Source organism: Kribbella qitaiheensis, assembly GCF_042657745.1.
Lineage (GTDB): Bacteria > Actinomycetota > Actinomycetes > Propionibacteriales > Kribbellaceae > Kribbella > Kribbella qitaiheensis.
Genome location: NZ_JBHSKE010000015.1, coordinates 41225 through 66791, shown reverse-complemented (window position 1 = coordinate 66791; position 25567 = coordinate 41225). Strand labels below are relative to the sequence as shown.

At 68.6% G+C, this 25567-nt stretch carries 27 protein-coding genes; 16 read left to right on the top strand and 11 right to left on the bottom strand.

Annotated features, from left to right (window positions below):
- Positions 1-92: 92 nt before the first annotated feature.
- Positions 93-1496 (bottom strand): glutaminase A, encoded by a 1404-nt coding sequence (glsA, locus tag ACFPJ1_RS14375; RefSeq protein WP_380104110.1) that lies wholly within the window; start codon positions 1494-1496, stop codon positions 93-95.
- A 174-nt stretch (positions 1497-1670) separates the two neighbouring features.
- Here glsA and ACFPJ1_RS14370 point away from each other — a divergent pair, with 174 nt between their 5' ends.
- From ACFPJ1_RS14370 to mmuM, 5 genes are read left to right on the top strand one after another with little or no spacing between them, the layout of a single operon-like run.
- Positions 1671-1820: an esterase-like activity of phytase family protein gene (locus ACFPJ1_RS14370; RefSeq protein WP_380104109.1), complete on the top strand. Its 150-nt coding sequence runs from the start codon at positions 1671-1673 to the stop codon at positions 1818-1820.
- Between the two features lie 42 nt (positions 1821-1862).
- On the top strand, positions 1863-2987 hold the full coding sequence (locus tag ACFPJ1_RS14365) for an L-talarate/galactarate dehydratase (RefSeq protein ID WP_380104108.1): 1125 nt from the start codon (positions 1863-1865) through the stop codon (positions 2985-2987).
- On the top strand, positions 2984-3715 hold the full coding sequence (locus tag ACFPJ1_RS14360) for a FadR/GntR family transcriptional regulator (RefSeq protein ID WP_380104107.1): 732 nt from the start codon (positions 2984-2986) through the stop codon (positions 3713-3715). The genes ACFPJ1_RS14365 and ACFPJ1_RS14360 overlap by 4 nt, the downstream gene beginning before the upstream one ends.
- A gap of 25 nt (positions 3716-3740) precedes the next feature.
- The gene (locus ACFPJ1_RS14355; protein WP_380104106.1) at positions 3741-4667 is read left to right on the top strand and encodes an FAD-dependent oxidoreductase; all 927 of its coding nucleotides are present in this window, start codon (positions 3741-3743) and stop codon (positions 4665-4667) included.
- Between the two features lie 5 nt (positions 4668-4672).
- Positions 4673-5560: a homocysteine S-methyltransferase gene (gene mmuM, locus ACFPJ1_RS14350; RefSeq protein ID WP_380104105.1), complete on the top strand. Its 888-nt coding sequence runs from the start codon at positions 4673-4675 to the stop codon at positions 5558-5560.
- Here mmuM and pdxR read toward each other — a convergent pair.
- On the bottom strand, positions 5537-7012 hold the full coding sequence (pdxR, locus tag ACFPJ1_RS14345; RefSeq protein ID WP_380104104.1) for a MocR-like pyridoxine biosynthesis transcription factor PdxR: 1476 nt from the start codon (positions 7010-7012) through the stop codon (positions 5537-5539). The two genes, mmuM and pdxR, sit on opposite strands and share 24 nt — an antisense overlap.
- A 47-nt stretch (positions 7013-7059) precedes the next feature.
- On the opposite strand from pdxR, the gene ACFPJ1_RS14340 reads away from it, so the two are divergent.
- Positions 7060-7524, top strand: coding sequence for a carboxymuconolactone decarboxylase family protein (locus tag ACFPJ1_RS14340; protein ID WP_380104103.1), 465 nt, complete (start codon positions 7060-7062; stop codon positions 7522-7524).
- Between the two features lie 5 nt (positions 7525-7529).
- A complete protein-coding gene (locus ACFPJ1_RS14335) occupies positions 7530-8231 on the top strand; it encodes an isocitrate lyase/PEP mutase family protein (protein ID WP_380104102.1) in 702 nt (233 codons plus the stop codon).
- A 213-nt stretch (positions 8232-8444) separates the two neighbouring features.
- On the opposite strand, the gene ACFPJ1_RS14330 is transcribed toward ACFPJ1_RS14335, so the two are convergent.
- Both ACFPJ1_RS14330 and ACFPJ1_RS14325 read right to left on the bottom strand, forming a co-directional pair.
- Entirely contained in the window at positions 8445-8915 is a 471-nt protein-coding gene (locus ACFPJ1_RS14330) for a pyridoxamine 5'-phosphate oxidase family protein (protein ID WP_380104101.1), read from the bottom strand.
- Between the two features lie 9 nt (positions 8916-8924).
- Positions 8925-9806: an alpha/beta hydrolase family protein gene (locus ACFPJ1_RS14325; RefSeq protein WP_380104100.1), complete on the bottom strand. Its 882-nt coding sequence runs from the start codon at positions 9804-9806 to the stop codon at positions 8925-8927.
- Between the two features lie 50 nt (positions 9807-9856).
- Between ACFPJ1_RS14325 and ACFPJ1_RS14320 the strand changes: the two genes are divergently transcribed.
- Together ACFPJ1_RS14320 and ACFPJ1_RS14315 are read left to right on the top strand one after the other, a co-directional pair.
- The gene (locus tag ACFPJ1_RS14320) at positions 9857-10765 is read left to right on the top strand and encodes a cyclase family protein (protein WP_380104099.1); all 909 of its coding nucleotides are present in this window, start codon (positions 9857-9859) and stop codon (positions 10763-10765) included.
- A gap of 114 nt (positions 10766-10879) precedes the next feature.
- Positions 10880-11368, top strand: a complete 489-nt coding sequence (locus ACFPJ1_RS14315; protein WP_380104098.1) for a pyridoxamine 5'-phosphate oxidase family protein — start codon at positions 10880-10882, stop codon at positions 11366-11368.
- Here the strand turns inward: ACFPJ1_RS14315 and ACFPJ1_RS14310 are convergent.
- Both ACFPJ1_RS14310 and ACFPJ1_RS14305 read right to left on the bottom strand, forming a co-directional pair.
- Positions 11365-13374, bottom strand: coding sequence for a protein meaA (locus ACFPJ1_RS14310; protein WP_380104097.1), 2010 nt, complete (start codon positions 13372-13374; stop codon positions 11365-11367). The genes ACFPJ1_RS14315 and ACFPJ1_RS14310 overlap by 4 nt on opposite strands.
- A gap of 101 nt (positions 13375-13475) precedes the next feature.
- Positions 13476-13808 (bottom strand): STAS domain-containing protein, encoded by a 333-nt coding sequence (locus tag ACFPJ1_RS14305; RefSeq protein ID WP_380104096.1) that lies wholly within the window; start codon positions 13806-13808, stop codon positions 13476-13478.
- Positions 13809-13930: 122 nt separating this feature from the next.
- Here ACFPJ1_RS14305 and ACFPJ1_RS14300 point away from each other — a divergent pair, with 122 nt between their 5' ends.
- The 5 genes from ACFPJ1_RS14300 to ACFPJ1_RS14280 all read left to right on the top strand — a co-directional run bounded on the left by ACFPJ1_RS14300 (position 13931) and on the right by ACFPJ1_RS14280 (position 19741).
- Positions 13931-14263, top strand: coding sequence for a hypothetical protein (locus ACFPJ1_RS14300; protein WP_380104095.1), 333 nt, complete (start codon positions 13931-13933; stop codon positions 14261-14263).
- A gap of 240 nt (positions 14264-14503) precedes the next feature.
- On the top strand, positions 14504-15151 hold the full coding sequence (locus ACFPJ1_RS14295; protein WP_380104094.1) for an RNA polymerase sigma factor: 648 nt from the start codon (positions 14504-14506) through the stop codon (positions 15149-15151).
- A gap of 1 nt (position 15152) precedes the next feature.
- Positions 15153-16286, top strand: a complete 1134-nt coding sequence (locus ACFPJ1_RS14290; protein WP_380104093.1) for a CU044_5270 family protein — start codon at positions 15153-15155, stop codon at positions 16284-16286.
- A 75-nt stretch (positions 16287-16361) separates the two neighbouring features.
- Positions 16362-17186 carry an ATP-grasp domain-containing protein gene (locus ACFPJ1_RS14285; protein WP_380104092.1) on the top strand — a complete coding sequence of 275 codons (825 nt, stop codon included), beginning with the start codon at positions 16362-16364 and terminating at the stop codon, positions 17184-17186.
- A 53-nt stretch (positions 17187-17239) separates the two neighbouring features.
- Positions 17240-19741 carry a DEAD/DEAH box helicase gene (locus tag ACFPJ1_RS14280; protein WP_380104091.1) on the top strand — a complete coding sequence of 834 codons (2502 nt, stop codon included), beginning with the start codon at positions 17240-17242 and terminating at the stop codon, positions 19739-19741.
- Between the two features lie 9 nt (positions 19742-19750).
- Here the strand turns inward: ACFPJ1_RS14280 and ACFPJ1_RS14275 are convergent, their stop codons facing one another.
- The gene (locus ACFPJ1_RS14275) at positions 19751-20971 is read right to left on the bottom strand and encodes an MFS transporter (protein ID WP_380104090.1); all 1221 of its coding nucleotides are present in this window, start codon (positions 20969-20971) and stop codon (positions 19751-19753) included.
- Positions 20972-21043: 72 nt separating this feature from the next.
- Between ACFPJ1_RS14275 and ACFPJ1_RS14270 the strand changes: the two genes are divergently transcribed.
- Positions 21044-21592: a CGNR zinc finger domain-containing protein gene (locus ACFPJ1_RS14270; protein ID WP_380104089.1), complete on the top strand. Its 549-nt coding sequence runs from the start codon at positions 21044-21046 to the stop codon at positions 21590-21592.
- On the opposite strand, the gene fabV is transcribed toward ACFPJ1_RS14270, so the two are convergent.
- From fabV to murA, 4 genes are all read right to left on the bottom strand, one after another.
- Positions 21582-22766: an enoyl-[acyl-carrier-protein] reductase FabV gene (fabV, locus tag ACFPJ1_RS14265; protein WP_380104088.1), complete on the bottom strand. Its 1185-nt coding sequence runs from the start codon at positions 22764-22766 to the stop codon at positions 21582-21584. The two genes, ACFPJ1_RS14270 and fabV, sit on opposite strands and share 11 nt — an antisense overlap.
- 186 nt (positions 22767-22952) lie before the next feature.
- A complete protein-coding gene (locus ACFPJ1_RS14260; protein WP_380104087.1) occupies positions 22953-23252 on the bottom strand; it encodes an ArsR/SmtB family transcription factor in 300 nt (99 codons plus the stop codon).
- A 3-nt stretch (positions 23253-23255) separates the two neighbouring features.
- Entirely contained in the window at positions 23256-23567 is a 312-nt protein-coding gene (locus tag ACFPJ1_RS14255; RefSeq protein WP_380104086.1) for a hypothetical protein, read from the bottom strand.
- Positions 23568-23632: 65 nt separating this feature from the next.
- Complete coding sequence (gene murA, locus ACFPJ1_RS14250; protein ID WP_380104085.1) at positions 23633-24919, bottom strand: UDP-N-acetylglucosamine 1-carboxyvinyltransferase; 1287 nt, start codon at positions 24917-24919, stop codon at positions 23633-23635.
- Between the two features lie 51 nt (positions 24920-24970).
- Here murA and ACFPJ1_RS14245 point away from each other — a divergent pair, with 51 nt between their 5' ends.
- Positions 24971-25561: a cob(I)yrinic acid a,c-diamide adenosyltransferase gene (locus ACFPJ1_RS14245; RefSeq protein ID WP_380104084.1), complete on the top strand. Its 591-nt coding sequence runs from the start codon at positions 24971-24973 to the stop codon at positions 25559-25561.
- Positions 25562-25567: the final 6 nt, after the last annotated feature.

The window sequence follows — 25567 nt, the reverse complement described above, 5'->3', positions numbered from 1 at the left end:
CGGACCGCCGGCCCATCACAACGACAGCGCCCTGGTCCCCGCCACGCTCAGCGTGGCGGGGACCAGCGCATTGTGATGGCTTGCAGCTCCGCCTACCGGAGCTCCGGCCCGGTACTGCGCTGGCTGGCCGCCGGCGAAGCTGTCGTCGCAGCGGCCCGGGAGCCGGTCGTCTTGGCGCCGCCCACACTGCCGGCCTTCGCGACGCCACCGAAGGCATGCCGTGCTGCCTCAGCTGTCGCGTCCCTCTGTACCCCGCGTTCGCTGCCCAATTGCCCGTAGGGGTGCAGACCGAAGTCCTGGACCAGCCGGCGGCAGACCTCGCGCCCGCGCACGGAGTTCCCGGCCGCGTCCAGCCGCGGCGAGAACGTCACGACAGCAAGCCGTTTCTCCGGCACCACCATCATCACGTTGCCCGATACACCGCTCTTGGCCGGCAGTCCGACCTGGCCGGAGAACTCCCCCGAGTCGTTGTACATACCGCTGTGCCCCATCACGGACAGGACCCGCCCGGCCGTCTCCTGGGAGAACACCCGCTCACCCGTGTACGGCGCGACGCCGCCGTTGGCCAGGGTGGCACCCGCCGCCGCCAGCCCTCGGGTGTCAACCTCGAGCGAACAGACCGCGAAGTAGAACTCGGCCGCCTTCTGTGGAGCGTCCCGGTCCTTCGGGTCCACATTGAGCATCTCCTTGGCCGCCATCAGGTTGGCGAGCCCACGGTTGCCGTGCCCGGTGTCCCGCTCGGCCAGGAACGTCCGGTGGTCGAACCCTGGCGAGCGGCCCATCATCCGGCTCCAGGTCTGCTCGACCTGGGCGAACCGCTCGGACACCTCGAGCTGGGGTCTGACCAGTGCGAGGGTCGCGATCGCTCCGGCGTTGATCATCGGGTTCTGCGGCTTACCGGCCGCGTCCAGGGACAGCCGGGGATCGTTGAAGGTTCCGCCGCTCTGCTCCTGGCCCACCCACTGGTGCACCTCCGCCGATCCGAACTGCTCCAGCGCCATGGCGTAGCTGAACGGCTTCGAGGTCGACTGCACGCTGAACCCGAGGCCGGTGTCGCCGATCTGGAAGAGCTGGCCGTCCGCAGTACAGATCGCGATCGCGAACTTGTCCGGGTCGGCGTCGCGAAGCGTCGGGATGTACTGCGCGACCTCTCCCGACCGATCCGGCAGCAAGTCCGCATAGATCTGCTCGATGCCGTGGGTGAGTTCCGCGAACTCCGCCGGCGACAGCGCCAGCTCGCCCTGCAATGCCCGCCCGATCACCGGCTCCTGCACAGCCTTCGAGAACTGTTCGAAGTCGAGCCATTCGGGCTGTCCTGGCTCGAATCCGGCGTCGTTGCTCAGCGCTCCAGTCAGGGCGCGCTCGACCCGCGGATCGTCGCTCTGCAGCCCGGACTGCTTCAGCTCTTCGAGCAACTTCCACTTCCAGACCACGTTCGCCCGGTCGGTGTCGAGTGCGTCGAACAAACCGCGCCGTGCCGTCTCCGACAGGTCCATCGCTGGTTCCTTCCGCTGGTGGCCAGATGAGGCGCGCGCGAAGCGGCCACTGCTCGACGACAGTGTCGGCCGGACAGCAGCCTTCCCGGCAGATGTTTCCGAAGATGGTCCCTGTTGTTACGCAGATATCAAGGCGACGGCCACTGCATCACCGCCTCCTGGGCGGGATAGGTCGTGCCCGCCGGGGAGGCGACGAGCAACGCGACCTTCGAGTCGCTGGCGGTCAGCCCCGACGGACGTTCGCTGTTCGCCGGGATGGAAGGGCCGCTCGCGCCTGATGGCACCGACGCCGCCGGGAGCTCGCTGGCGGTCAAGCTCCACTGAGACGGATTCATCACACAAGTCAGGTACTTGTATGATGAGTCGATGAACGATCGGATCCGCCACGTCCGCCTGTACTCCGTCGTCCTTCCCCTCGACCACCCGGTCAGCGATGCCAAGGTGCTGACCGGGCGGCAGCGGCCGATGACGGAGATCGTCCTGCTGTTCGCCGAGATCACCACCCGGGACGACCAGCACGGGATCGGGTTCAGCTACTCCAAGCGGGCGGGCGGACCGGCGCAGTACGCCCACGCCAAGGAGGTCGCGGGCAATCTGATCGGCGAGGACCCGTCGGACATCGGCCGGGTGTACGAGAAGGTGCTTTGGGCCGGAGCGTCGGTCGGCCGGTCCGGTGTCGCCACCCAGGCGATCGCAGCCCTCGACATCGCCTTGTGGGATCTGAAGGCCAAGCGCGCGAACCTGCCGCTGGCCAAGCTGCTCGGTGCCTATCGCGACTCGGTGCGCACCTACAACACCTTCGGTGGTTTCCTGCACGTCCCGATCGAGGAGGTCAAGGAGCGCGCCTCGAAGTCCCTCGACGACGGCATCGGCGGCATCAAGCTCAAGGTCGGCCAGCCGGACAGCAGGATCGACCTGGACCGGGTCCGGGCCGTCCGCGATCACCTCGGCGCCGGTGTCCCGCTGATGGTCGACGCGAACCAGCAGTGGGACCGCAGTACTGCGCTCCGGGTCGGGCGCGCGCTCGAGGAGTTCGATCTGGTCTGGATTGAGGAACCCCTCGACGCCTACGACGCCGAAGGGCACGCGCACCTGGCGGCCGTCCTGGACACCCCGATCGCCACCGGCGAGATGCTGACCAGTGTTGCCGAGCACGTCCGGCTGATCGACGCGCGGGCCGCGGACATCCTGCAGCCCGATGCCCCACGCATCGGTGGAATCACGCCGTTCCTGCGGCTGGCGGCGCTGGCGGACCACCATGGTCTGCAGGTGGCGCCGCACTTCGCGATGGAGATCCACCTGCACCTGGCGGCGGCATACCCGCGGGAGCCGTGGGTGGAGCACTTCGAGTGGCTCAATCCGCTGTTCAACGAGCGGCTGGAGACCGTAGACGGCAGGATGCTGGTGCCGGACCGGCCCGGGCTGGGTTTCACCACCAGCGAGCTGTGCAAGGCGTGGACCGTCGACTCCTGCGAGTTCAGGCCCCGATGAACGAGCTGGATCGGGAGACCGGTCGGGGGCTGGCGCACGAGTTGGTCGAGCGGTTGAAGGAGCGGATCCTCGGCGGGGAGATCGAGCCCGGGCAGAAACTGCCGACCGAGAGTTCGCTGGTGAGCGAGTTCGGGGTCAGCCGCACCGTGGTGCGCGAGGCGATCTCCCGGTTGCAGGCGGCCGGCCTGGTGGAGACGTTCCAGGGCCGCGGCTCGTTCGTTCTCGACCTGCCGGAGCCCGATCGCGAGTTCTCGCTCGATACGTCCCGAGTCCGCTCGCACCGCGACGTGCTCGACCTGCTCGACTTCCGGATCGGGATCGAGGTCGAGGCTGCCGGGCTCGCGGCGGTACGGCGTACCGAGCATCAGCTGAAGGCGATCGCGCGGGCCTTGAACGACTTTCGCCGTACCGGGCCGGGCAAGGTGGTCGAGGCGGACTTCACCTTCCATCTCAAGGTCGCGGCCGCCTCCGGGAATCGCTTCTACAGCGAGCTACTGGGGTCCCTGGGTCCGATGATGATCATGTTGCCGCGCACCCGGCTCGACCAGTCGTACTCGGTGTCCGACCAAGCGCACTTCACCCGGGTGATCGTCGAGCACGAGAACATCCACGACGCGATCGCCCGCTCCGACCCCGAGGGCGCCCGCGCCGCGGCCCGGGTCCATCTGTCGAACACCCGCCACCGTCTCCAGGTGCCTCCGGCAACAACGGCTTCCACTGGCGGGTGAGGCCGGGCCAGGACAGAATGCGGAGATGCGCGTGATCGTGGTGGGTGCCGGCGTGATCGGGCTCAGCTGTGCCGTCCGGCTGGCCGAGTCCGGGTACGACGTCGCCGTGTTCGCGCGGGACCTGCCCCTGGAGACCACCTCGGCGGTCGCGGCCGCGATCTGGTACCCGTTCCTGTCCGCGCCTGAGGACCGGGTGGCCGCGTGGTCGCGCGCGTCGTACGAGGAGTTCAGCAAGCTTGCCGAGACCGAGCCCTCGGTCCGCCTCCGCCAAGGCCGCGAGTACTTGGTCGATCCGACCCCGACTCCGTCCTGGGCGAGCGCACTGCTGGACCTGCAGCGCGTCGGCTCGCCACCACCCGGTTTCAAGGACGGTTGGTCGTTCACGACACCGGTGATCGAGATGCCGGTCTACCTGCAGTACTTGGTGAAGCGCCTGGAGTCCGCCGGCGGGACGCTCACCCGCGCTGCCCTCTCGGCCCTGCCCACGGCAGCAGAGGTGGTCGTCAACGCCGCCGGTCTAGGCGCCCGGCTGACCGCCAGCGACCCGACGGTGACCCCGGTACGCGGGCAGGTCCTCACTGTCGAACAGCCCGGGCTCACCGAGTGGCTGATCGCCGACCGCAACCCCAGGGATCTCACGTACGTCGTCCCGCGCGAGCACGATGTCGTCATCGGCGGCACCAACGAGCCCGACAGCTGGGACCTCTCCGTCAACCCGCGGACCGCGGAAGAACTCCTGGCCCGCGCAGCCGGCCTGGTCCCCCAACTCCGCAACGCCAAGATCCTCCGCCACCGAGTAGGCCTTCGCCCGGCCCGTCCCGCAGTCCGCTGCGAAGCCGTCCAAACCGGCCACCAACGCATCATCCACTGCTACGGTCACGGCGGCGCCGGCGTCACCCTTTCGTGGGGTTGCGCCGACGAAGTCGTCGAGCTCGTCCGCCAGACCGGCTGACCACCATGCCGACTGTCGTCCTGGACGGCGGGATGTCGAACGCCCTCGAGGACCGCGGCCACGATCTGTCCGACGCGCTCTGGTCGGCCCGGTTGCTCAGAGATGCGCCTGGCGAGATCGCGGCCGTGCATCGCTCGTACTACGAGGCCGGGGCTGCTGTGGCGACCACCGCCAGCTATCAGGCGAGTGTGGGCGGCTTCGAGCGAGCTGGAGTCCCGCGTGATGAGGCTGAACGGTTGATCGGGAGCAGTGTGACTCTCGCGCGTGAAGTGCGGGATTCGCTGGCTGACGATGGAGTTCAGCGGTTCGTGGCGGCGTCCGTCGGTCCCTATGGAGCGGTGCGCGCCGACGGATCGGAGTACAGGGGGCGCTATGGCTTGAATGCTGCGGCTCTGCGAGAGTTTCACCTGCCCCGGCTGGAGTTGCTGATCGCGGCTGGACCGGATCTGCTGGCGGTCGAGACGATCCCGGACGTCGACGAGGCCGAGGTGCTCGTCGAGTTGCTGGACGAGTTGGCGTTCCCGGCTTGGCTGTCCTACTCGATCGAGGGCAACCACACCCGCGCGGGGCAGCCGTTGGAGGCTGCCTTCGCCGTTGCGGCCCGCAGTACGGCGATTGTGGCTGTCGGCGTCAACTGCTGCGCGCCAGGCGACGTACAAGCTGCTGTGGAGACCGCGGTCGCGGTGACTGGCAAGCCGGCTGTCGCCTACCCGAACAGCGGAGAGGACTGGGACGCGGGTGGTCGTCGCTGGACCGGTGGAGCGACAGACAGCGCGACGCTGGCCCACAGTTGGGCGGCTGCCGGCGCTACCTATGTGGGTGGCTGCTGCCGAGTCGGGCCGGGTGACATCAGTGCACTGGCCCGGGCTCTAGACCCCCAGAACCTGGCATAGAAGATCCAGGGCTCCGTTGTAGGAGTGGTCTGGTGGGGTGCCGTAGCCGACCACCAGAGCCTGGCGAGCCGACGGGTCCGACTTGAACCGGTAGGCATCGAGCGAAGCCACCCGCAGACCTTGTCTGGCCGCACGGTCGACCATGTCGTTCGCCTCACCCTGTACGTCGAGCAGCACGTGGAGGCCGGCCGAGATGCCGGCCACGGTGACTGCGGGAGCGCGGACGGCCACGAGCTCGACCAGGCGGTCTCGGCGGCGGCGGTAGTGGAGGCGGGCACGGCGTACGTGGCGGTCATACTGGCCGGCGGCTATGAACTCCGCGAGGATCAACTGGTCCAGGGTTGCCGTCATGAGGTCCGCCGTGCGCTTCGCGGCGAGCACCGGCTCCATGAGGTGTTCCGGCAGCACCATCCAGGCGAGACGCAGTGCGGGCGCGAGACTCTTGCTCGCGGTACCGGTGTAGGCCACGCGCTCGGGATCCAGCGCCTGCAAGGCTCCGACGGGCTGCCGGTCGTACCGGAACTCCCCGTCGTAGTCGTCCTCGATCAGGATCGCGCCCGTCTCCCGCGCCCACTCGACAGCCGCCGTCCGCCGGTCCGGCGCGAGCGGTACCCCGAGCGGCATCTGGTGCGCCGGAGTCAGCAGTGCGGCCTGGCCGGTGAGCAGATCAGCCCGGACTCCGTGCTCGTCCACCGGTACCGGGACCGGGTCGAGGCCGCGCGACCGGATCACGTCCCAGTGCAGGTCGTAGCCGAACTCCTCGACGGCAATCGTGGTCGCGCCCTGCGAGGCGAGCACCTCGCTCAGCAGATTCAGCGCCTGCACATAACCCGAGCAGATCAGGATGCGCTCCGGATCAGCCCGTACTCCGCGCGCCCGGGCGAGGTAGTCCGCGATCGTCCGCCGCAGCTCGATCCGCCCGCGCGGATCGCCGTACCCGAAGGCCTCGTTGGGTGCCGCCGGCAACGCCTTCCGCGCCGCCGCCAACCATTCACTGCGCGGAAAGGTGGACACATCCGGCGACCCGGGCGCCAGGTTGTACCGCCACTCGGTTGCCGTCGGCAACTGGCTGGCGAAGGCGCCGTGGTCCGAGGACCTGGCACGGTCGGCGACGGACGTGCGGTCCGCGACGGTGGCGCGGTCGGCGAAGGTGGTGCGGTCGGCGACCTGGGTGCCGGAGCCCTGGCGGGCGGTCAGCCAGCCTTCGGCGACGAGTTGGCCGTAGGCGTCGGCGACGGTGTTGCGGGCGATCCCGAGGTCCTTCGCCAGGGATCGCGAGGACGGCAACCGGGTGCCCGGCGCCAGACGCCCGCTGCGGATCGACTCGTGCAAGGCCCGGATCAGGTCGTTCCGCCCACGCCTCGCCCCGAGGTCCAGATGCAAGTCGGCTCCCGTCCCCACCGCCTCTGCCGCATCAGCCGCCGGCACGAAATTGGCCCCTGGATCTTCCATGGAAGTGGACCATACACCTGGGCCGATTCACGCCTACCGTGGTTGTCATGAGCACAACGACCCACCGCAGAGTGAAGCTCGCCACCCACGCGCCCGAGTTCTACCAGGCACTGTTGGCCCTCGATGCGCAATCCACCACCGGACTGGACCCGCTCCTGGTGAACCTGGTCCGGATCCGCGCATCCCAGCTGAACGGCTGCGCCTACTGCCTGGACATGCATACGCTCGACGCCCGCCACGAGGGCGACACCGAGCAGCGGCTGTACCTGCTCAGCGCCTGGCGCGAGGCCCGGAAGTTCTACAGCGAGAAGGAGCAGGCCGCGCTGGGGCTGACCGAGGCGATCACCCTGATCAGCGTCGACCACGTTCCGGACGACGTGTACGAGATCGCCGCCAACGCCTTCGAGGACAAGGAACTCGCCCAGCTGATCGGCCTGATCATCACCATCAACGCCTGGACCCGGGTCGGGGTCACCGGCCACATGGAGCCCGGCCACTACAACCCGAGCTGACGGCCATGACTGCCGAAGCCTTCCGGGCGATGCACCACGGACCTACTCCCCTGGTGCTGCCGAACGCGTGGGATCCGGTCAGCGCACGAGCGATCGCCGAGGCCGGCTACCCGGCGATCGCCACCAGCAGCGGAGCGGTCGCACGGGTGATCGGGTACGACGACGGGCAGCTGACTCCGCCGGAGGAGATGTTCGCCGCGGTTGCCCGGATCGCCCGGGCGGTCGAGGTACCCGTGACCGCGGACCTTGAAGCGGGATACGGCTTGTCTCCCAAGGAGTTCGTCGAGCGAGTGCTCGATACCGGCGCGGTCGGCTGCAACCTCGAGGACTCGCTAGACAAGGAGATGGTCGAGGTCCAGCGCCAGGCGGACTACCTGGCCGAGGTACGGGCGGTCGCCGGAGCGGATCTGGTGATCAACGCGCGGATCGACACCTTCTTGTTCAACAGGAACCTGGAGGAGGCCATCGCCCGCGGCCGGGCCTACCGGCGTGCCGGAGCGGATTGCGTCTACCCGATCGTCGCTCCGCTGCCGGTCCTCCCGACGCTGGTCGAGGAGATCGGCGGCCCGGTCAACGCCCATGCATTTCCCGACGGCCCGACCGCCGCCGAGCTCATCGCCCTCGGCGCGACCCGGATCTCCTACGGCGCCAGCCTCCACACCCACACCACCAAAGCCCTCCGCCAACTCCTGCCAGAACTCACCTAGCCGCACTCGGCCAGAATCTTGGTCTTCTGGCTGGAGTGGGGTGGGGTAGCGGACGGCCACCACTCAGCAACCTCGCCCGTAGTGCACAGACCCGGCGTCGCCAGGGGCCGCGCCAGAAGGCCGGGCGTGGTTGGTGAGTGCTGGCGGTCCGGTACCCACCGGCCACCACGCCCACCCAAAGCGGCCCTCTCGGCCCCAACGTCCCGGCTACAGCTAGAGATCGAGGACCAGCCGGGAGTCGTGGCCTTTGCCGAGTTCGGGGTCGCCGCCGCGGACGAGGACCGAGTGCTCGTGCACGGTGGCGCGGTACAGGCGGAAGATCGCCGGTGCGACCAGTTCGGAGGCCGGGAAGGCTCGCGTGTCCGGGAGTTTGCTGTTGTAGATGGCAGCGCCCGCCTCCAGGTCCTCGTCCGGCACCTGCTGAGCGGTGGCCTTGAAGTAGACGGCCTCGGCAGTCCCGACGATGGCGTGCGTGTCGAAGATCGCGATGCTGACCTCGGGCCGGGCGGCGATGTTGCGCGAGTGCTGGGTGTCGGGCGAGGAGACCCAGTAGAAATCCGTGAACTCGTGCGGCGTGAAGAAAACCGGACTGACCCACGGAGTACCGCTCTCGTCGGCCGTCCCCAAGGCCATGTACAGGTTGTCCGTGATCAGCTGGCGGGCGGTCTCGACGCGGTCCGGCATGACTCCTCCTCAGGTCAGTCCGAGCAGCCGTTCCGTCTCCGCCCGGCAGGTCAACCATGCCTGGTCGTACGGGTCGATGAGCTCGAAGTGCCCGATGTGCGGCAGTTCCGTCAGCTTCGCCTCGTCCCCCGCCTTCACGGCGGCCGCGCGGTACCGGCGGCTCTGGTCGAGCGGTACCTGCCCGTCCCGGGTGCCGTGCACCAGGGCGACCGGCACCTTCAACGGCAGTCGCTCGTACGGCGACGCCAGCTCGTACCGCGCCGGATCCTCGTCAGGCGTCGCACCGACGAACGACGCGATCGCGTCCCCGCCGAGCTGGACGTCGTAGGCGTTCACGAGATCCAGTACTCCGGCCTGCGAAACCGCACCGGCCAGTACTACGGCCGGCGAAGCGCCCGGTGCTCCCGCCGGAAGGCCTTGGCGACTCACAGCCCAGACGGCCAGGTGACCACCAGCGGAGTGCCCGACCGCGACGACTTTGTCGAGATCGGCCCGAGGTTGATCCTTCAGAGCGTCGATGGCCGAGGCCACATCCTCGAAGGTCGCCGGCCACCCGCCACCGTTCCCCATTCGCCGGTACTCGATCGCGTACCCCGCGATCCCCACCGTGGCCAGGTCCTTCGCGAGCGGCGTGGCGAGTTCCATCCCATAGCCGCTCATCCAGAACCCGCCATGAATCACCACCGCGACCGGCACCTTGCCGTCACCAGCGGGCCAATGAAGCTCCGCCACCTGCGAGTCGTCGTCTCCGTACCGCACGTCGACCGGTTCGCCCGGCTTCGACGCCTCGGGCGCCGTGCCCTCGACCCCGCCACTGCATCCAGACAGCCCGGCCAGCCCGCCGAGGCTGGTCAGCGCGGCGGCGGAGAGCAGGACGCGACGCGTGATCATGAGCGGAACTTCGACGCCGAAGCAAGCAGGGATGGGTGAGGATGACTTTCATGACGACCTATCGCGCACGGTTCGACGCCACGGTCAGCTTCACCAACGGAGGCGGATTGCAGGCCCAGGGCTTCCTCGTCGACGTCCCGTCGGCGGATGTCACGCCCGGAGAGGTCGGCACGCTGTTTCTCGACTCGCTCGGGCTGCTGATGGCCGGTGACGTCGTGCTCGACAACCTGGAGATCGTCGAGGCCGCCCACAAGGGCACGCGCGGAGGCCCGGCCGCCGCCGGTACGCCGAGCGGTGGGCGGCCGGAGTACGTGGAACTGAGTCACGTGATCCGGGACAGGATGGTGACGCTGCCGAACCTCCCGGGGCCGGAGTTCGGCAAACACCTGACCAGGGAGGCGTCGAGGGAGATCTACGCACCGGGGACCGAGTTCGACATCGGCCGGATCTCGATGGTGACGAACACCGGCACCTACCTGGACAGCCCGTTCCACCGGTATCGCGACGGGCACGACCTCACCGGCTACACGCTCGAGCGAACCATCGACCTGCCGGCGGTCGTCGTGCGGGTGGAGGACAGCGGCCAACTGGGGATCGACGCGGCCACGCTCACGCCGTACGAGGTCGGGGGCAAGGCGGTGCTGCTGCACACCGGGGACGACGCGCGTTTCGGCACCCCGCAGTACGTCGAGGACGCGCATTTCCTCACCCGGGACGGCGCCGAGTGGCTGATCGAGCAGGGCGCGGTGTTGGTCGGCATCGACGCGGCCAACATCGACGACATGACCGACGGCACCCGCCCGGCGCATACCTTGCTGCTCGGCGCGGGTATCGCAATCGTCGAACATCTCACCAATCTGGCACAGGTCCCGCCTCTCGGCGCCACCTTCAGCGCCACCGCTCCCCGGATCGAGGGGCTCGGCACCTTCCCGGTCCGGGCCTTCGCCACGATCCGCTGACCTCGACTCGCTGAACTCGAATCGCTGAAAAGGGCCTGCCGAGGATGTAGAGATGGAGCGGTCAGCTTCGTCCCCCTGATGAAAGCAAGTCCAGCAGACGAGAGGAATCACACCGTGAACAGCACCGAGATCGCCGAGATCCTGGCCAACCCGTACTCCCAGCAGTTGCTGACCGGGCCCATCCCGGTCCGGTTCTCCTACATCGGCCTCGACGGTGACCCGCGCGTCGTGCCGATCGGCTTCCACTTCGACGGCGAGCGCCTGCAGATCTTCACCGTGCCGAAGGCCGCCAAGGTCAAGGCCCTGCGCAAGAACCCCCGGGTCGCGCTCACCATCGACACCGAGGGCTTCCCGCCGAAGGCCCTGCTGATCCGCGGCACCACCGAGCTGAAGCTGGAGGACGGCGTACCGGAGGAGTACATCATCGCCGGGCACAAGGTGATGACCGCCGACCAGCACGAGGAATGGACCGCCGGCGTGACGGCCCTGTACGACCAGATGGTCCGGATCACCGTCACCCCGGACTGGGTCAAGCTGCTCGACTTCGAGACCACCATCCCGAAGGCGGTCGCGGACCTGGTCGCGGAGAAGCAGCAGGCCTAGAGCTGGTTGGCTCGGCGGATGACGTCGACGACGTTGGACATCATGCCGGTGAGGTCGTAGTCCTTGGGGGTGTAGACGGCGGCTACGCCGGCGCCGAGCAGAGTACGGGCGTCGGCGTCGGGGACGATGCCGCCGACGACGACCGGGACATCCTCGAGGCCGGCTTCGCCCAGGCCGGCGACGACCTGGGGGACGAGTTCCATGTGTGAGCCGGACAGGATCGACAGGCCGACGCAGTGCACGTCCTCCGCGACGGCCGCGGCGACGATCTGCTCGGGGGTCAGCCGGATCCCCTGGTAGATCACCTCGAAGCCGACGTCACGAGCCCGTACCGCGACCTGCTCCGCGCCGTTCGAGTGACCGTCCAGACCGGGCTTGCCGACCAGGAACCGCAACCGGCCGCCGAGTTCCTCCGACGTCGACGCCACCTTCGCCCGCACGGCCGCGATCGCCTCGCCCCCACCAGAGATCCCGACCGAGCCGGAAACCCCTGTCGGCGCACGGTATTCGCCGAACATCTCCCGCAGTACTCCGGCCCACTCCCCCGTCGTCGCGCCGGCGCGGACGCAGGTGAGAGTCGCCGGCATCAGGTTCTCGGTGCCCTTCGCGGCCTCGCGCAACCTCCCGAGCGCCTCCTCGACGGCCTTGTCGTCGCGCTGGGAACGCCACTCCTGCAGCGACTTCAGCGCGGCCGCCTCGGCCTCGGGATCCACCGTCTGGATGGCGGCGTCGAGGTCGGCGGTCAACGGCGACGGCTCGGTGTTCTCGAACTTGTTGACCCCGACAACCACCTGCTCGCCCGACTCGATCCGCTGCCGTCGCTCGGCGTGCGACGTGACCAGGGCCTGCTTGAGGTAGCCCGACTCCACCGCGACCACGGCGCCACCCATCGCCTGGACCCGGTCGATCTCCGCCTGCGCGCCGGCCACGAGTTCGTCCACCTTCGCCTCGATCACGTGCGACCCGTCGAAGATGTCGTCGTACTCGAGCAGGTCCGACTCGTACGCGAGCACCTGCTGCATCCGCAACGACCACTGCTGGTCCCACGGCCGCGGCAACCCGAGCGCCTCGTTCCAGGCCGGCAACTGGACTGCCCGGGCCCGCGCGTTCTTGGACAGCGTGACGCCGAGCATCTCCAGCACGATCCGCTGGACGTTGTTCTCGGGCTGCGCCTCGGTGAGCCCGAGCGAGTTCACCTGTACTCCGTAGCGAAGGCGGCGTGCCTTGGCGTCCGTCACGCCGTACCGGTTGAGGCACACGTCGTCCCAGAGCCGGACGAACGCGCGCATCTTGCAGGTCTCCTCGATGAACCGCACCCCGGCGTTCACGAAGAACGAGATCCGCTGCACCACGTCGCCGAACCGCTCGGCCGGCACCTGGCCGCCGTCCCGCACCCGGTCCAGTACCGCGATCGCCGTCGACAGCGCGAACGCCAACTCCTGCACGGGAGTCGCGCCGGCCTCCTGCAGGTGGTAGCTGCAGATGTTGATCGGGTTCCACTTCGGCACGTTCGAGACCGTGTACGCGATCAGGTCCGTCGACAACCGGAGCGAGGCGTCCGGCGGGAAGGCGTAGGTGCCGCGGGACAGGTACTCCTTGACGATGTCGTTCTGGGTCGTCCCGGTGAGCTCGTCCGGCAGCGCGCCCTGCTCTTGCGCGGCGACCTGGTAGAGCGCGAGCAACCACATCGCGGTCGCGTTGATCGTCATCGAGGTGTTCATCTGCGCGAGCGGGATCTGGTCGAACAGCGCGCGCACGTCACCGAGATGCGCGACCGGTACGCCGACCTTGCCGACCTCGCCCTTGGCCAGCGGGTGGTCCGCGTCGTATCCGGTCTGGGTGGGCAGGTCGAACGCCACCGAGAGGCCCGTCTGGCCCTTGGCCAGGTTCCGCCGGAAGAGCGCGTTCGACTCCGCGGCCGACGAGTGGCCGGCATACGTCCGCATCACCCAGGGGCGATCAAATGCCTTCCCCGCCCCACCACCCCGGTGCTTCTCGGTCGCCATGTACCCGAGAGTAGGACTGTGTGCCCTTGTGAGTCGCCACCTCGTGACGGGTGTCACCAGCGGCCTAGGTCACAGCGAACCCTCCCGCGCGGGAGAGTTCGTCAGGCGGAGATGGGGAGCGGCATCCGCTCCACGCGGAGGATTCGGTGCAGGCGCGTGACTGCCAGGATGCGGACGACCGAGGGGACCGGGTGGCGGAGGACCAGTTGGCGGCCGAGCAGTTGGGTGCGGCGGTGGGTGGCGACCAGCAGGCCGAGGCCGGTGGCGTCCATCGCGTCGACAGCGCCCAGGTCGACGATCACGTCGCCGGCGGAGTTGTCTATCAGGTCGTTCAGGAGTTGGCGGACGTCGCCGACCGACCGGACGTCCAGCAGCCCGGACAGGCGGACAACGTTCTCTTGGTTTCGTACCGCGTTATGGGTCGGTGCAAGCATGTCCGCGCCCCTCCGCTCTTCCGGCGACCCCCGAGTATCGGCCGCTGCAGCGTGTGTTGGTAAAGACTCCCTGGCGACCCGAAAGGTTGCCAAGAGTTCGAGACCTTCCATTTCGCGAGACAATGGTGTTCGTGTTCGCCGACCAGTACTTCCTCTTCCCGCTGGTGGCCATCGCGTTCGCCGGCGGCATGGTGCTGCTGACCCGCTGGGCCTTCTCCAAGGCCAAGGGCGGCTCCTTGGTGCGCCGTACTGATTACTCACCGGCTGAACGCGACACTTTCGGACTGCTGGTCGACGTTCACACCGTCCGGACGTACAACGAGGCGCGGGTCAGCGTGTCGATGCTGAAGGATTTCGGCATCAAGGCGACCGCGGCCCGGACCAAGGACGGCTGGTCCGTCTACGTCTGGCCGGCCGACGAGGAAGCCGCGCGCGGTTTCCTCAAAGCTCGCTGAGCCCGTTCTGCTCACATGCTGGGCCTGATTCCGCCCATTCCGTGAGCTGACCGCACCTTTTTCGTCACAACTCTCCCCGGGCGTGTCATCCGGAGAGCGCTCCCGCGCGTCTTGACCCCGGGGATCGAGGGGTACGAGAAGGGGTCTGCGGACATCGGACAAGAACAAGGTGAACCGAAGGGCGGCACCGCCGCCACGGGGCCGGGAGGTCCCGCCGGAGGCACCAGTGTGAGGAGTCCGATGACGCCCGACCTCGCCCTGGCGACGCTCGCGTTGCCCGGCCGGTCCCTGGCGCCCACGCCTGTGCGACCGACAGCGGCGCCCGACGAGGACGCGGCGGTCCTGGAGGCCTCGGCCCGGGAGCCGGATCGCTTCACGCTGATCTTCGACCGCTACTTCCCGCAGGTCCACTCGTATGTCGCCCGTCGGCTGGGCATGGATATCGCCGACGACCTGGCGTCCGAGACCTTCCTGATCGCCTTCCGGCAGCGGGCGAGGTTCGACAGCCGCAGCGGCGTGGTCCGGGCCTGGCTGTACGGCATCGCGACCAACCTGATCCGCCGGCACCGCCGCGACGAAGTACGGGCTTGGCGTGCCACTGCCAGGCTGCCGTTGCCGACGGCGTCGGGGAGCCACGAGGAGCGGGTCACCCAGCAGGTCACCGCGCAGGCGACCGGCCGGCAACTGGCGGCAGCGCTGGCGAAGGTGTCGGCCAAGGACCGCGAAGTACTGATGCTCGTGGCGCTCGGCGAACTCACGTACGACGAGGTCGCGGCCGCGCTGGGCATCGCCTACGGGACGGTGTGCTCACGCCTGTCCCGGGCCCGGCGGGTGGTCCGGGAGAACCTCGGTCACACCGACCCGACTGCCGATCGCGACGGGGACTGACATGGACGAGTTGCACAAGATCCGCTCGGCGTACCCCGAGCAGCCCGGCCCGTCGGCCGAGGTGACCGCGCAGGCGCGGCAACAGATCCAGGCGCTGGCCCGCGAGGCGGCGACCGCCCGGCGGCGCGATCGCTGGCACGCGGCGGCTCGGTCCGGCCGGGTCGGGGTGGCGTTGACGGCGACCGCGGCCGCCGTGGCTCTTGCTGCGTTGGCGACGCCGTTGATCCTGTCCCCCGGTTCAGGTCCGGACGCTGCGCCGGTGCCGAGCACCGTCACGCCGGCGCCGCGGCTGATGACGGCCAGTCAGGTGTTGATGGCGCTCGCGGTCAAGCAAGAGGTCGACGAGAAGGTGTCGGGCAAGTACTACCGCGTCCGCAGCCTCCAGACGATCGAGGTCGGCGCGCCAGGCAGGAAGTACCACCTCGAGCGGCGGAACATCACCGAGAGCTGGATGCCGATGAAGCAGGGCATCGAGTCCTGGTTCGGCTGGGTCGATCTCGGCGCGCGCCCGGCGACGCCCGCCGACACGGCCAAGTGGAAGGCGCAGGGCTCGCCGAAGTCGTGGCAACTGGATTACGGGGTAGACCCGGTCACGATGGCGGTAGGTGAACCGACCGTGCGCAAGATGACCTTCGCGGAGGTCCCGCCGGGGTACTACCTGAGCGGGATCAAGCCGGTCACCGCCCAGCAGATCCAGGCGTTGGCGACCGATCCGGTCAAGCTGCGCGCGGTGCTCGCTCGCGGCGCCGAGCCGGGTGCGGCGGCGGAGGAGATCGACTACGTGGTGTTCAACGCCGCGGGGCGGCTGCTCTTCGAGACGCCGTCGCCGCCGAAGTTGCGGGGTGCCGCGCTGCGGGTGCTGTCCGAGCTGCCCGGTACGCAGTACAAGGAGAACGTCAAGGACCCGATCGGCCGGACCGGCACCCGGATCACGATGGCGTGGCCGTCCTCGGTGAAGGGACCGACCGCCCGCAAGACCGCGTTCGGTGACGGCGGCACCAGCTACATCATCGAGCCGACCACCGGCCGCCTGCTCAGCTCCGAGACGACCGGCCCCAAGCGCGGCGCCAGCGTAGTCCTCGAATCCGGCTGGACCGACAACTCCCCCAAACCCCCCTCCCCCGCAATCCGCTGACCGGACTCTTGGGCGTCGCCGGGCAACGCGCGGAAACAGGAGGCGCGGACGGTCCGGGCCAGCCACAATTCAGGCATGTTGCTGGTACCGGGGGACCCGCTGAATCCGCGCCGGGTGGATCCGCACTTCGCTCCGCAGGCTGCTGCCGCGCGGGAGCTGGGGATCACCGTCGCGCGGATCGACCATGACGCGCTCGACCGGCTGGACGAGGCCGTCGCGGGAGTGCCGATGGGCGACGACGCCGTCTACCGCGGCTGGATGATGTCCGCCGAGGAGTACAGCATGATGGCCAAGGCGCTCGACGCGCGCGGAGTCACCTTGCGGACCAACGGCGAGGAGTACCGCGTCGCCCACGAGCTCCCCGGCTGGTACGAGGCGCTGCGACCCTTGACCCCGGAGTCCGCCTGGACGGACGGGCTGGATCTCCCCGGCCTCGATGCCCTTGCCGACCACCTCGGCGGCGGCCCCGCAGTACTGCGGGATTTCGTGAAGTCGATGAAGCACTACTGGGACGAGGCCGCCTTCATCCCCGACGTCGCCGATCGGGCCGCCGTACGCCGGGTCGCCGAGCGGTTCCTGGAGCTCCGGGGTGACGCGTTCACCGGTGGGTTCGTGCTGCGGCGGTTCGAGGAGTTCACCGGCGCGGAAGCGCGGACCTGGTGGATCGGCGGCCGCTGCGCTCTGGTTACCCCGCACCCAGACACCCCCGACCAGCTGCCCGGCGGCCTCGACCTGGTCGAGGTGGAACCACTCGTCGCGAACCTGTCGCTCCCCTTCGTGACGGTCGACCTGGTACGGCGGACCGACGGCGCCTGGCGGATGGTCGAGCTCGGCGACGGCCAGGTCAGCGACTGGCCGGCCTCCGGGGATCCCGCGGATCTGATCAAAGCACTGTTCTGAGTCCGAAAGCGCCCGGTCCGGCCGCACTGAACGCGTACGGGACAATGGAACTGATGACGCTCACCGAGAAGCTGCCGGACTCCACCGATCCCGATGCCCTGTACGACGCCTTCGCCAAGTGGGTGGGCGAGCAGGGCATCTCGCTGTACCCGGCGCAGGAGGAGGCGCTGATCGAGGTGATGACCGGGTCGAACGTGATCCTGTCCACCCCGACCGGTTCCGGGAAGAGCCTGGTCGCCACCGGCTCGCACTTCGCGGCCCTCGCCAACGGCCGGCGGACCTTCTACACCGCACCGATCAAGGCGCTGGTGTCGGAGAAGTTCTTCGCGCTCTGCGACATCTTCGGCGCCGACAAGGTCGGCATGCTCACCGGTGACGCATCCGTGAACGCCGGCGCCCCGATCATCTGCTGCACCGCGGAGGTGCTCGCGAACGTCGCGCTGCGGGAGGGTTCGGCCGCCGACGTCGGCCAGGTGGTGATGGACGAGTTCCACTTCTACTCCGAGCCGGACCGCGGCTGGGCCTGGCAGGTGCCGCTGCTGGAACTGCCGGACGCCCAGTTCATTCTGATGTCGGCGACGCTCGGAGACGTCGAGCGGTTCAAGATCGACCTGAACCGGCGGACCGGCCGGCCGACGGCGATCGTCTCGTCGGCCGAGCGACCGGTGCCGCTGGTCTACAAGTACGTCACGACTCCATTGCACGAGACGCTCGCCGAGCTCCTGATGACGCACCAGTCTCCCGTCTACGTCGTCCACTTCACGCAGGCCTCCGCCCTGGAACGCGCCCAGGCGCTGACCAGCATCAACGTCTGCACGAAGGAGGAGAAGGACAAGATCAAGGAGCTGATCGGGCACTTCCGCTTCAGCCCGGGCTTCGGCAAGACGCTGCAACGGCTGATCATGCACGGAATCGGCGTCCACCACGCCGGCATGCTGCCGAAGTACCGCCGGTTGGTCGAGCAGCTCGCGCAGGCGGGGTTGCTGAAGGTCATCTGCGGCACCGACACCCTCGGCGTCGGGATCAACGTGCCGATCCGCACCGTCCTGCTGACGGCTCTGAGCAAGTACGACGGACGCCGGCAGCGCATCCTCAAGGCGCGCGAGTTCCACCAGATCGCCGGCCGCGCGGGCCGCGCCGGGTACGACACGTCCGGCACGGTCGTCGTCCAGGCGCCGGATCACGTCGTGGAGAACGTCAGGTTGCTCGCAAAGGCCGGAGACGACCCGAAGAAGCAACGCAGGGTCCAGCGCAAGAAGCCGCCGGAGGGTTCCGTCACCTGGGGTGAGGACACCTTCGACCGGCTCGTCGCCGCCGAGCCCGAACCGCTGCAGTCGAGGATGCGGGTCAACCACGCGATGCTGCTGAACGTGATCGCCCGCGACGGCGATGCGTTCGCGAGCATGCGGCACCTGCTGCAGGACAACCATGAGGACTCGAAGGCGCAGCTCAGGCTGATCCGGCGGGCGATCCAGATCTATCGCACGCTGCTGACCGCGGGCGTCGTCGAGCGGCTGGACGAGCCCGACGAGAACGGCCGCACGCTGCGGCTGACGGTCGACCTGCAGAAGGACTTCTCCCTGAATCAGCCGCTGTCCACCTTCGCGCTGGCCGCGCTGGACCTGCTCGACCCCGAGGACCCGGTGTATGCACTGGACGTGGTGTCGGTGGTCGAGGCGACGCTGGAGGACCCTCGCGCGATCCTGATGGCGCAACTGCACCACGCCAAGGGCGAGGCCGTGAGCTCGATGAAGGCCAACGGCATCGAGTACGACGAGCGGATGGAGCTGCTCGAGGAGATCAGCTGGCCGAAGCCGCTCGAAGAGTTGCTCGAGGCAACCTTGGAGATGTACCGGCAGACGCACCCGTGGGTCGCCGAGGCCGGGCTGTCGCCGAAGGCCGTGGTCCGGGACATGTTCGAGCGGGCGATGACGTTCGGCGAGTACATCCAGTACTACGGTCTCGCGCGCTCGGAGGGCATCGTCCTGCGGTACCTGAGCGACGCGTACAAGGCGCTGCGCCAGACCGTCCCGCCGGACAAGGTGAACGAGGACCTCACCGACCTGATCGAGTGGCTCGGCGAAGTGGTCCGGCAGACCGACTCCAGTCTGCTCGACGAGTGGGAGGAGTTGACCAACCCGACCACCGCGGAGGTTGTCGCCCCCGTCCCGCAGGGCCCGCGCCGGATCACCTTGAACAGCAGGGCTTTCCGGGTGCTCGTCCGCAACGCGATGTTCCGCCGCGTCGAGCTCGTCTCACTGCACCGCTGGGCCGAGCTCGGCCAGCTGGACGCGGAGTCCGGCTGGGACGCGGGCCGCTGGGCCGAAGCCGGTACTGCGTACTACGCGGAGCACGGCGTACTGAACACCGGGCCGGCCGCACGTGGTCCGGCGCTGTTCATGGTCGAGGAGCACCCGGGCTACTGGGAGGTCCAGCAGATCATCGACGACCCCGAGGGCAACCACGACTGGCGCATCACCGCCACCGTCGACCTGGACGCCTCCGACGAAGCCGGCGACCTCGTCCTCGAACTGGTCTCGTTCAAGCCGCTGTAGCCACTGCGTTCAAGCCGCTGTGGCCACCGGGGTCTGCAACCGGCGGATCTCCTTGGCGAACATGGGCAGCGCCGACAAGGCGATCCCGATGCTGCCGATCGCTACTGCGGCGGTGGTTCCGAAGTTGGCGCCCAGGACGCCGCCCAAGGCCGCTCCGATCGGCAGAACGCCGAAGGTGAAGGTGCGGTAGGCGCCGTTGCTGCGCGCCAGCGTGCTGCGTGGGATGAGCAGCTGACGAATCGTCACGGACAACACGTTCGCGCTGCCGAGTCCGATGCCCGCGCCGAACTGCACGGCACCCAGCAGTACTCCGAACAGCACGCCTCGGCCTGGCAGTAGTGCGAGGAGCAGCGGCAGGCCGGTCGACAAAACGAGCGAGGCCCCGAAGGCGCGGCCGTAGCCCAGTCTGTCGGCCAGGCGCAGACCGAGCATCGCCCCGACGAAGGCACCTGCTCCTCCGGCGCTCAAAGCCAGGCCGTAACCGCCGGCCGACAGCCCACGATCCTTCACCGCCAGGATCACCAGGTTGACGACCAGGATCTGCGCAGAGGCGTTGTAGACCGCGGCATGCACTGTGAGAGACCGCAGGAACGGGCTCACCTTGAGCTGTCGCACGCCCTCCCACAGGCTCGCTTTCTGCTCGGCCGCAGCCGGTCGGACCTCCGGCCTCCGGGCACCCGCCACTCCTAGAGCACTCGCGAGGTAGGAGACGGCATCGACGAGGAGGGCCAGGGCGGGCCCCAGCAGTTGCACCAGAAGACCCGAGATTCCGGGACCACCGACCTGCGCCGCAGTGGTCGACCCCTGGAGTGCTCGGTTGGCCGCCGGGAGGTGCTGCTCGGCCACGAAGTCCGGGAGATACGCGAAGGAAGCGATGTCGAAGACGACGCTCGCGGCTCCGACGACGAAGCCGACGATCACCAGCAGTGGCAGGCTGAGGCTGTCGAGCGCCCAGGCGATCGGGACTACCGCGACCGCCGCCGCACGGATCACGTCAGCCGCGACCATGACGCCTCGCTTGCGCCGGCGCTCCAGCCAATGCCCGGCGAGCAACGGGAGCGCCGCGCTCGGCAGATAGGTCGCCGTCGCGATCGCGCTGACGCCGGCCGCGCCCGCGTCCAGGGTGAGCGCCGCCGTCAGCGGCAGCGCGACAGCCGTCACCTGGGTGCCGACGGCCGAGATCGTGTGCCCCGTCCAGAAACGCCGGAAATCCCGGTCCTTACTCACCATCGTTACCCCTACCTCGCCTCATCCGGTAACAGCGTTACCGAATAATGCCCTGATGGCGGTAACCTCGCAACCATGATTCAGCCAGGAGCGCGGACCCCGGCCCCCGAGCCGCTGGTGCTCGTGCAGGACCTGGCGAACACGGTCGATCTGGAGCTGGAGCGCGATCAACTGCGCTCCCCCGCGGACCTGGCGTCCTTCGCTGCCGAGCACGGATTGCGGCTGACGTTCGGCGCAGACGACCTTGCGGAGGTGCTGGAAGTTCGCGAGGCAGTGCGAGACGTGTGCCAGGCCCATGCCGGCGTGGACGTGCCGGCGGCGTCGGGCGCAGTACTGGAGCGGCGATTGGTCAGGGCTCCGCTACGGCTCGCACTGGGAGCTGACGGCAGCGCTGTCGTTCAGCCGGCCGCAGACCTCAGCGGCCTTGATGCGCTGGTCGCGAGCATGGCTGCGGACATCGCAGGGGCAGTGGTGGACGGCACCTGGCGGCGGCTGAAGGCGTGCGCGGCCGACACCTGCCGGTGGGTCTATTACGACCGCAGCCCGGCCGGCCGCAGTCGCTGGTGCACGATGGCGCTCTGCGGCAGCCGGAACAAGATGCGTCAGTACAGGGCTAGGACCTAGCCGGCCACTCCACATCGACCTCACACGGCTCTTCGTAGTCCACACCGGCGACGTCGAACCCGTACAGGCGGCGGACTTCGCTGTAGAACCACTCGGTGTCCGCCACATCCGCGATCGTCTCCTGGGTCGCGGCGTCCCACTGTGCCCGTACCGCGGCCTGGACGTCGTCGGCCAACTCCCAGCGGTCCAGACGGATGCGGCCGTCCTCGTCGAGGTCCAGCGGCTTCTCGCCGGTCAGCTGATCCCACAACGCGATGGACTGCTGCATGGGTGTCTGCATCTGCTCACCGAGCACCTTGTGCAGCAGGCTCACGTAAAGCCCGATCCCAGGGATAGCGGACGACGCCTGCGTGACAGCGGCACCGTTGACCGACGTGCGGGCCACCACGCCGTCCCGCTTGCTGAGTGCCAGGGCCGTCTGCTCGAGGTGGGCCTTGGCCGCGCCGATCGAGCCCTGCCGGTAGATCGGGCCGGTCAACTCCGAACCGATGTACGTCAACGCAACTGTGCTGAACCCGTCCTTGAGTAGCTTGCGCTCCTCCAGTGCGTCCACCCAGCGAGCCCAGTCCTCACCGCCCATCACGGCCACGGTCTCGGCCACCTCACCGTCGGTGGCCACCTCGATCCCGACCTCCTGCAGCACCGGCTCGCCATCGTCGTACGCGAGGCTCTTGGTCTGCGCGGACTGCCCGACCGCCTTGATCGCCGACTGGTACGTCGTGCCGGTACGCGGGTCGACCCGGCGAGGCGCAGCGACGCTGTAGATCAGGTAGTCGGCTCCCCCGAACTTCTCCTGCAACAGGTCGAGCACGTCCGCTTTAGTCGTGTCGGCGAACGCATCCGCGTTGACGAAGTGGAAGTCGCTGCCCTGGTCCTCGGCGTAGGCCGCAGTCGCTGCTGTCCGATACCAGCCGGCGGTAGCGGTACGGCGTACGGTCGGCGCCTTCTCGAAGGAGACACCGATCCCGTCGATCCCGCACCGAGCCAGCCCTGCGACGGTCGCCGCCAGCCCATATCCAGAGCTGGAACCGATCACCAGCGCAACCGGCCGCTGCCCAGGCTTCCGCGCCTCGACCTGTTCCGTCAGCGCCCTGACCAACGCGGCACAGCCAACAGGATGCGAGTCAAGAAAGAGGAATCCACGGCCCACAGGCTTGATCAGGCGGTCAGTCATGCGACCGACCCTAGACCAACAACAAGTGTCCCGTAAGCGATGTAGCTTGAACGATAGCGGTGTCCAGGTGCGTGCATCGCGGTGCTTGAGCAGTGGCCTCGATGCGGAGCATCGTGGGCGCTGGGCAAGTGCCGCGAGGTGCGTGCCTGGGCGCCGATAGCGTCAAGCTACATCGCTTACGGGACACTAATGGAACCGCTCCAGCCAGGAACCGGCGACCGCGTGCAGACGGTCCTTGTCCAAGCGGTAGACCCGCTCCCGGCCACGGAGCTCGACTGCCAGCAGCCCAGCCTCCTGCAGGACGCCGAGATGCCGACTCGTGGTGGGCCAGGCACAGTCGAACCGGGACGCGATCTCGCCGGAAGTCATCACCCCACCGCGGGTGTGCAACACCAGCAGAATCGTGCGCCGCGTCTGGTGCGCAAGGGCAGCGAAGACCAGATCCAGGTCGCGGAGATCCTGAACCCCCCGAGAAGCTTTGACCACCGGCTAGAACCGGACCGGCTGGAAGTGCGGGAACTCCCACTTCGGCCGTCCGTCCCGGTCCTCGAGCAGCGGATCCATCGCCTCCCAGAGGGCCAGCACATCGGGATGTTCGTGCGCCTGGCCGAACCCGCCGTCGACCCAGGTGAACAGCTCGACATAGGTCGGCTCGTCGATTTCGCGGAGCACCACCGGCTCCACCTCGGTGACGAACCCCAGCTCGCGCAGGGTCGCCCAGTGCCGGCTCAGCAGGGCCTTGAACTCCAACTCCTTGTCCGGCCGAGCCCGGTAGGTGCAGAGCACGATTTCATTAGCCATGTTGCTAACAATTAGCAGGATGGCTCAGCTTGTCAAGGCGTCGGATCGTGGGGAAACGGGGTGGCTCAGTTCCAGTACAGCTCGGCGTCATCCGGCTCGACGGTCACGTCGGCACCCAGGCGACGAAGGTTGCCGGCGAAGTCGGTGTAGCCGCGGTGCACATGGTGCGCGGCGGAGACGAGCGTCTCCCCCTCGGCCGCGAGGCCCGCGATCACCAACGCAGCTCCCGCGCGGATGTCGCTGGCGACTACCGGCGCACCCGACAACCGCGGTACGCCGCGGACCACCGCGTGGTGGCCGTCGGTCTGGATCTGCGCGCCGAGCCGGGTCAGCTCCTGGGCGAAGGTGAAACGGCCCTCGAACAGGTTCTCGGTCACCATCGCGGCGCCGTCGCTGAGCGCGTTCATCGCGATCACGAACGCCTGCAGGTCGGTCGCGAAGCCCGGGTACGGCAGCGTGACCACGTCGACCGGCTTCGGGCGGTCGTGCATCACGACGCGGAAGCCGGGGTTCAGCACGGTGATCTCGGCGCCGGCCTTGTGCAGCTTGTCCAGCGGCAGTTCGAGATGCTCGGCGTGACCGTTCGCGATCGTCACGTCGCCTTTGGTGATCGCGGCGGCGAACGCCCAGCTGCCGGCCACGATCCGGTCCGGCACCGTGACGTGGTCGACCGGCTTGAGCAGACCCTCCACCCCGGTCACCTCGATCCGCGAGCTGCCGGCGCCGTCGATCTGCGCGCCCATCTCGACCAGCATCGCGGCGATGTCCTGGATCTCCGGCTCACGCGCCGCGTTCTCGATCACCGTGATGCCCTTGGCCAGCACCGCGGCCATCATGATCGTCTCGGTCGCGCCGACGCTCGGGAAGTCCAGCCAGACCTCGGCGCCGTGCAGGCCCTGCGGCGCCTCGGCGATCACGAAACCGTGCTCGATGTGCACCTTCGCGCCCATCGCCTCCAGCCCGGCGACGTGCATGTTCAGCCCGCGGGAGCCGATGTTGTCGCCGCCCGGCAGGGCCACCTCGGCGCGGCCACAGCGGCCGAGCAGCGGTCCGAGCACCGAGATCGACGCTCGCAGCTTGCGGACCAGCTCGTAGTCGCACTGGTAGCCGATCTCGGCCGGTACGGCGATCGTGGCGCTCGTCTCGTCGGCGTCCACCTTGACCGAGCAGCCCAGGGTGTCCAGCAACTGGGCCATGAAGGTGACGTCCAGAATGCTCGGCACCTGCCGCAACGTCGTCGTCCCCTCCGCCAGCAACGCCGCCGCCATCAGCTTCAGCACGCTGTTCTTCGCGCCTGCCACCTCGACCGAGCCCTCGAGCCGTGCCTCACCTGCAATCCGAAACCGTTCCACCCGCTGACTGTATCCGCTCCGACATCTGGGCTTTGCGTAGAGTGCCGTGACATGGCTGTGAACTTGACGCGGATCTATACCCGGACCGGTGACGCCGGCGAGACCCGCCTGGGCGACATGAGCAAGACCACGAAGACCGATCCGCGGCTGGCGGCGTACGGCGAGGTGGACGAGGCGAACTCCTCGATCGGCGTCGCTATCGCCGGCGGGTACCTGAACAGCACCCTGGTGATGCTGCTGACCAGGATCCAGAACGACCTGTTCGACGTCGGCGCCGACCTGTGCAACCCGATCGCCCCGAATCCGGAGTACCCGCCGCTGCGCATCACCCAGGACTACATCGACCGGCTCGAGGGCTGGTGCGACGAGTACAACGGCCGCCTGACCAAGCTCCGCTCGTTCATCCTCCCCGGGGGTACGCCTGGCGCCGCGTACCTGAACGTCGCCCGGACCGTCGTCCGCCGCGCGGAACGAGCCGGCTGGGCCGCCGTCGAGGCACACGGCCCGACCGTCAACCTGCTCGCCCTGACCTACCTCAACCGGCTCTCCGACCTGCTGTTCATCCTCGGTCGGGTGGCGAACCTCTCGTCCGGCGGCGACGTCCTCTGGGTTCCGGGCGGCGACCGCGACAAGAAGTCCTGACAGCTG

Bases quoted from the DNA above. Each gene is read 5' to 3' on its own strand.
- glsA (WP_380104110.1), bottom strand. From the start codon at position 1,496: ATGGACCTGTCGGAGACGGCACGGCGCGGTTTGTTCGACGCACTCGAC.
- ACFPJ1_RS14365 (WP_380104108.1), top strand. From the start codon at position 1,863: ATGAACGATCGGATCCGCCACGTCCGCCTGTACTCCGTCGTCCTTCCC.
- ACFPJ1_RS14360 (WP_380104107.1), top strand. From the start codon at position 2,984: ATGAACGAGCTGGATCGGGAGACCGGTCGGGGGCTGGCGCACGAGTTG.
- ACFPJ1_RS14355 (WP_380104106.1), top strand. From the start codon at position 3,741: ATGCGCGTGATCGTGGTGGGTGCCGGCGTGATCGGGCTCAGCTGTGCC.
- mmuM (WP_380104105.1), top strand. From the start codon at position 4,673: ATGCCGACTGTCGTCCTGGACGGCGGGATGTCGAACGCCCTCGAGGAC.
- pdxR (WP_380104104.1), bottom strand. From the start codon at position 7,012: ATGGAAGATCCAGGGGCCAATTTCGTGCCGGCGGCTGATGCGGCAGAG.
- ACFPJ1_RS14340 (WP_380104103.1), top strand. From the start codon at position 7,060: ATGAGCACAACGACCCACCGCAGAGTGAAGCTCGCCACCCACGCGCCC.
- ACFPJ1_RS14335 (WP_380104102.1), top strand. From the start codon at position 7,530: ATGACTGCCGAAGCCTTCCGGGCGATGCACCACGGACCTACTCCCCTG.
- ACFPJ1_RS14330 (WP_380104101.1), bottom strand. From the start codon at position 8,915: ATGCCGGACCGCGTCGAGACCGCCCGCCAGCTGATCACGGACAACCTG.
- ACFPJ1_RS14325 (WP_380104100.1), bottom strand. From the start codon at position 9,806: ATGATCACGCGTCGCGTCCTGCTCTCCGCCGCCGCGCTGACCAGCCTC.
- ACFPJ1_RS14320 (WP_380104099.1), top strand. From the start codon at position 9,857: ATGACGACCTATCGCGCACGGTTCGACGCCACGGTCAGCTTCACCAAC.
- ACFPJ1_RS14310 (WP_380104097.1), bottom strand. From the start codon at position 13,374: ATGGCGACCGAGAAGCACCGGGGTGGTGGGGCGGGGAAGGCATTTGAT.
- ACFPJ1_RS14305 (WP_380104096.1), bottom strand. From the start codon at position 13,808: ATGCTTGCACCGACCCATAACGCGGTACGAAACCAAGAGAACGTTGTC.
- ACFPJ1_RS14300 (WP_380104095.1), top strand. From the start codon at position 13,931: ATGGTGTTCGTGTTCGCCGACCAGTACTTCCTCTTCCCGCTGGTGGCC.
- ACFPJ1_RS14295 (WP_380104094.1), top strand. From the start codon at position 14,504: ATGACGCCCGACCTCGCCCTGGCGACGCTCGCGTTGCCCGGCCGGTCC.
- ACFPJ1_RS14290 (WP_380104093.1), top strand. From the start codon at position 15,153: ATGGACGAGTTGCACAAGATCCGCTCGGCGTACCCCGAGCAGCCCGGC.
- ACFPJ1_RS14285 (WP_380104092.1), top strand. From the start codon at position 16,362: ATGTTGCTGGTACCGGGGGACCCGCTGAATCCGCGCCGGGTGGATCCG.
- ACFPJ1_RS14280 (WP_380104091.1), top strand. From the start codon at position 17,240: ATGACGCTCACCGAGAAGCTGCCGGACTCCACCGATCCCGATGCCCTG.
- ACFPJ1_RS14275 (WP_380104090.1), bottom strand. From the start codon at position 20,971: ATGGTGAGTAAGGACCGGGATTTCCGGCGTTTCTGGACGGGGCACACG.
- ACFPJ1_RS14270 (WP_380104089.1), top strand. From the start codon at position 21,044: ATGATTCAGCCAGGAGCGCGGACCCCGGCCCCCGAGCCGCTGGTGCTC.
- fabV (WP_380104088.1), bottom strand. From the start codon at position 22,766: ATGACTGACCGCCTGATCAAGCCTGTGGGCCGTGGATTCCTCTTTCTT.
- ACFPJ1_RS14255 (WP_380104086.1), bottom strand. From the start codon at position 23,567: ATGGCTAATGAAATCGTGCTCTGCACCTACCGGGCTCGGCCGGACAAG.
- ACFPJ1_RS14245 (WP_380104084.1), top strand. From the start codon at position 24,971: ATGGCTGTGAACTTGACGCGGATCTATACCCGGACCGGTGACGCCGGC.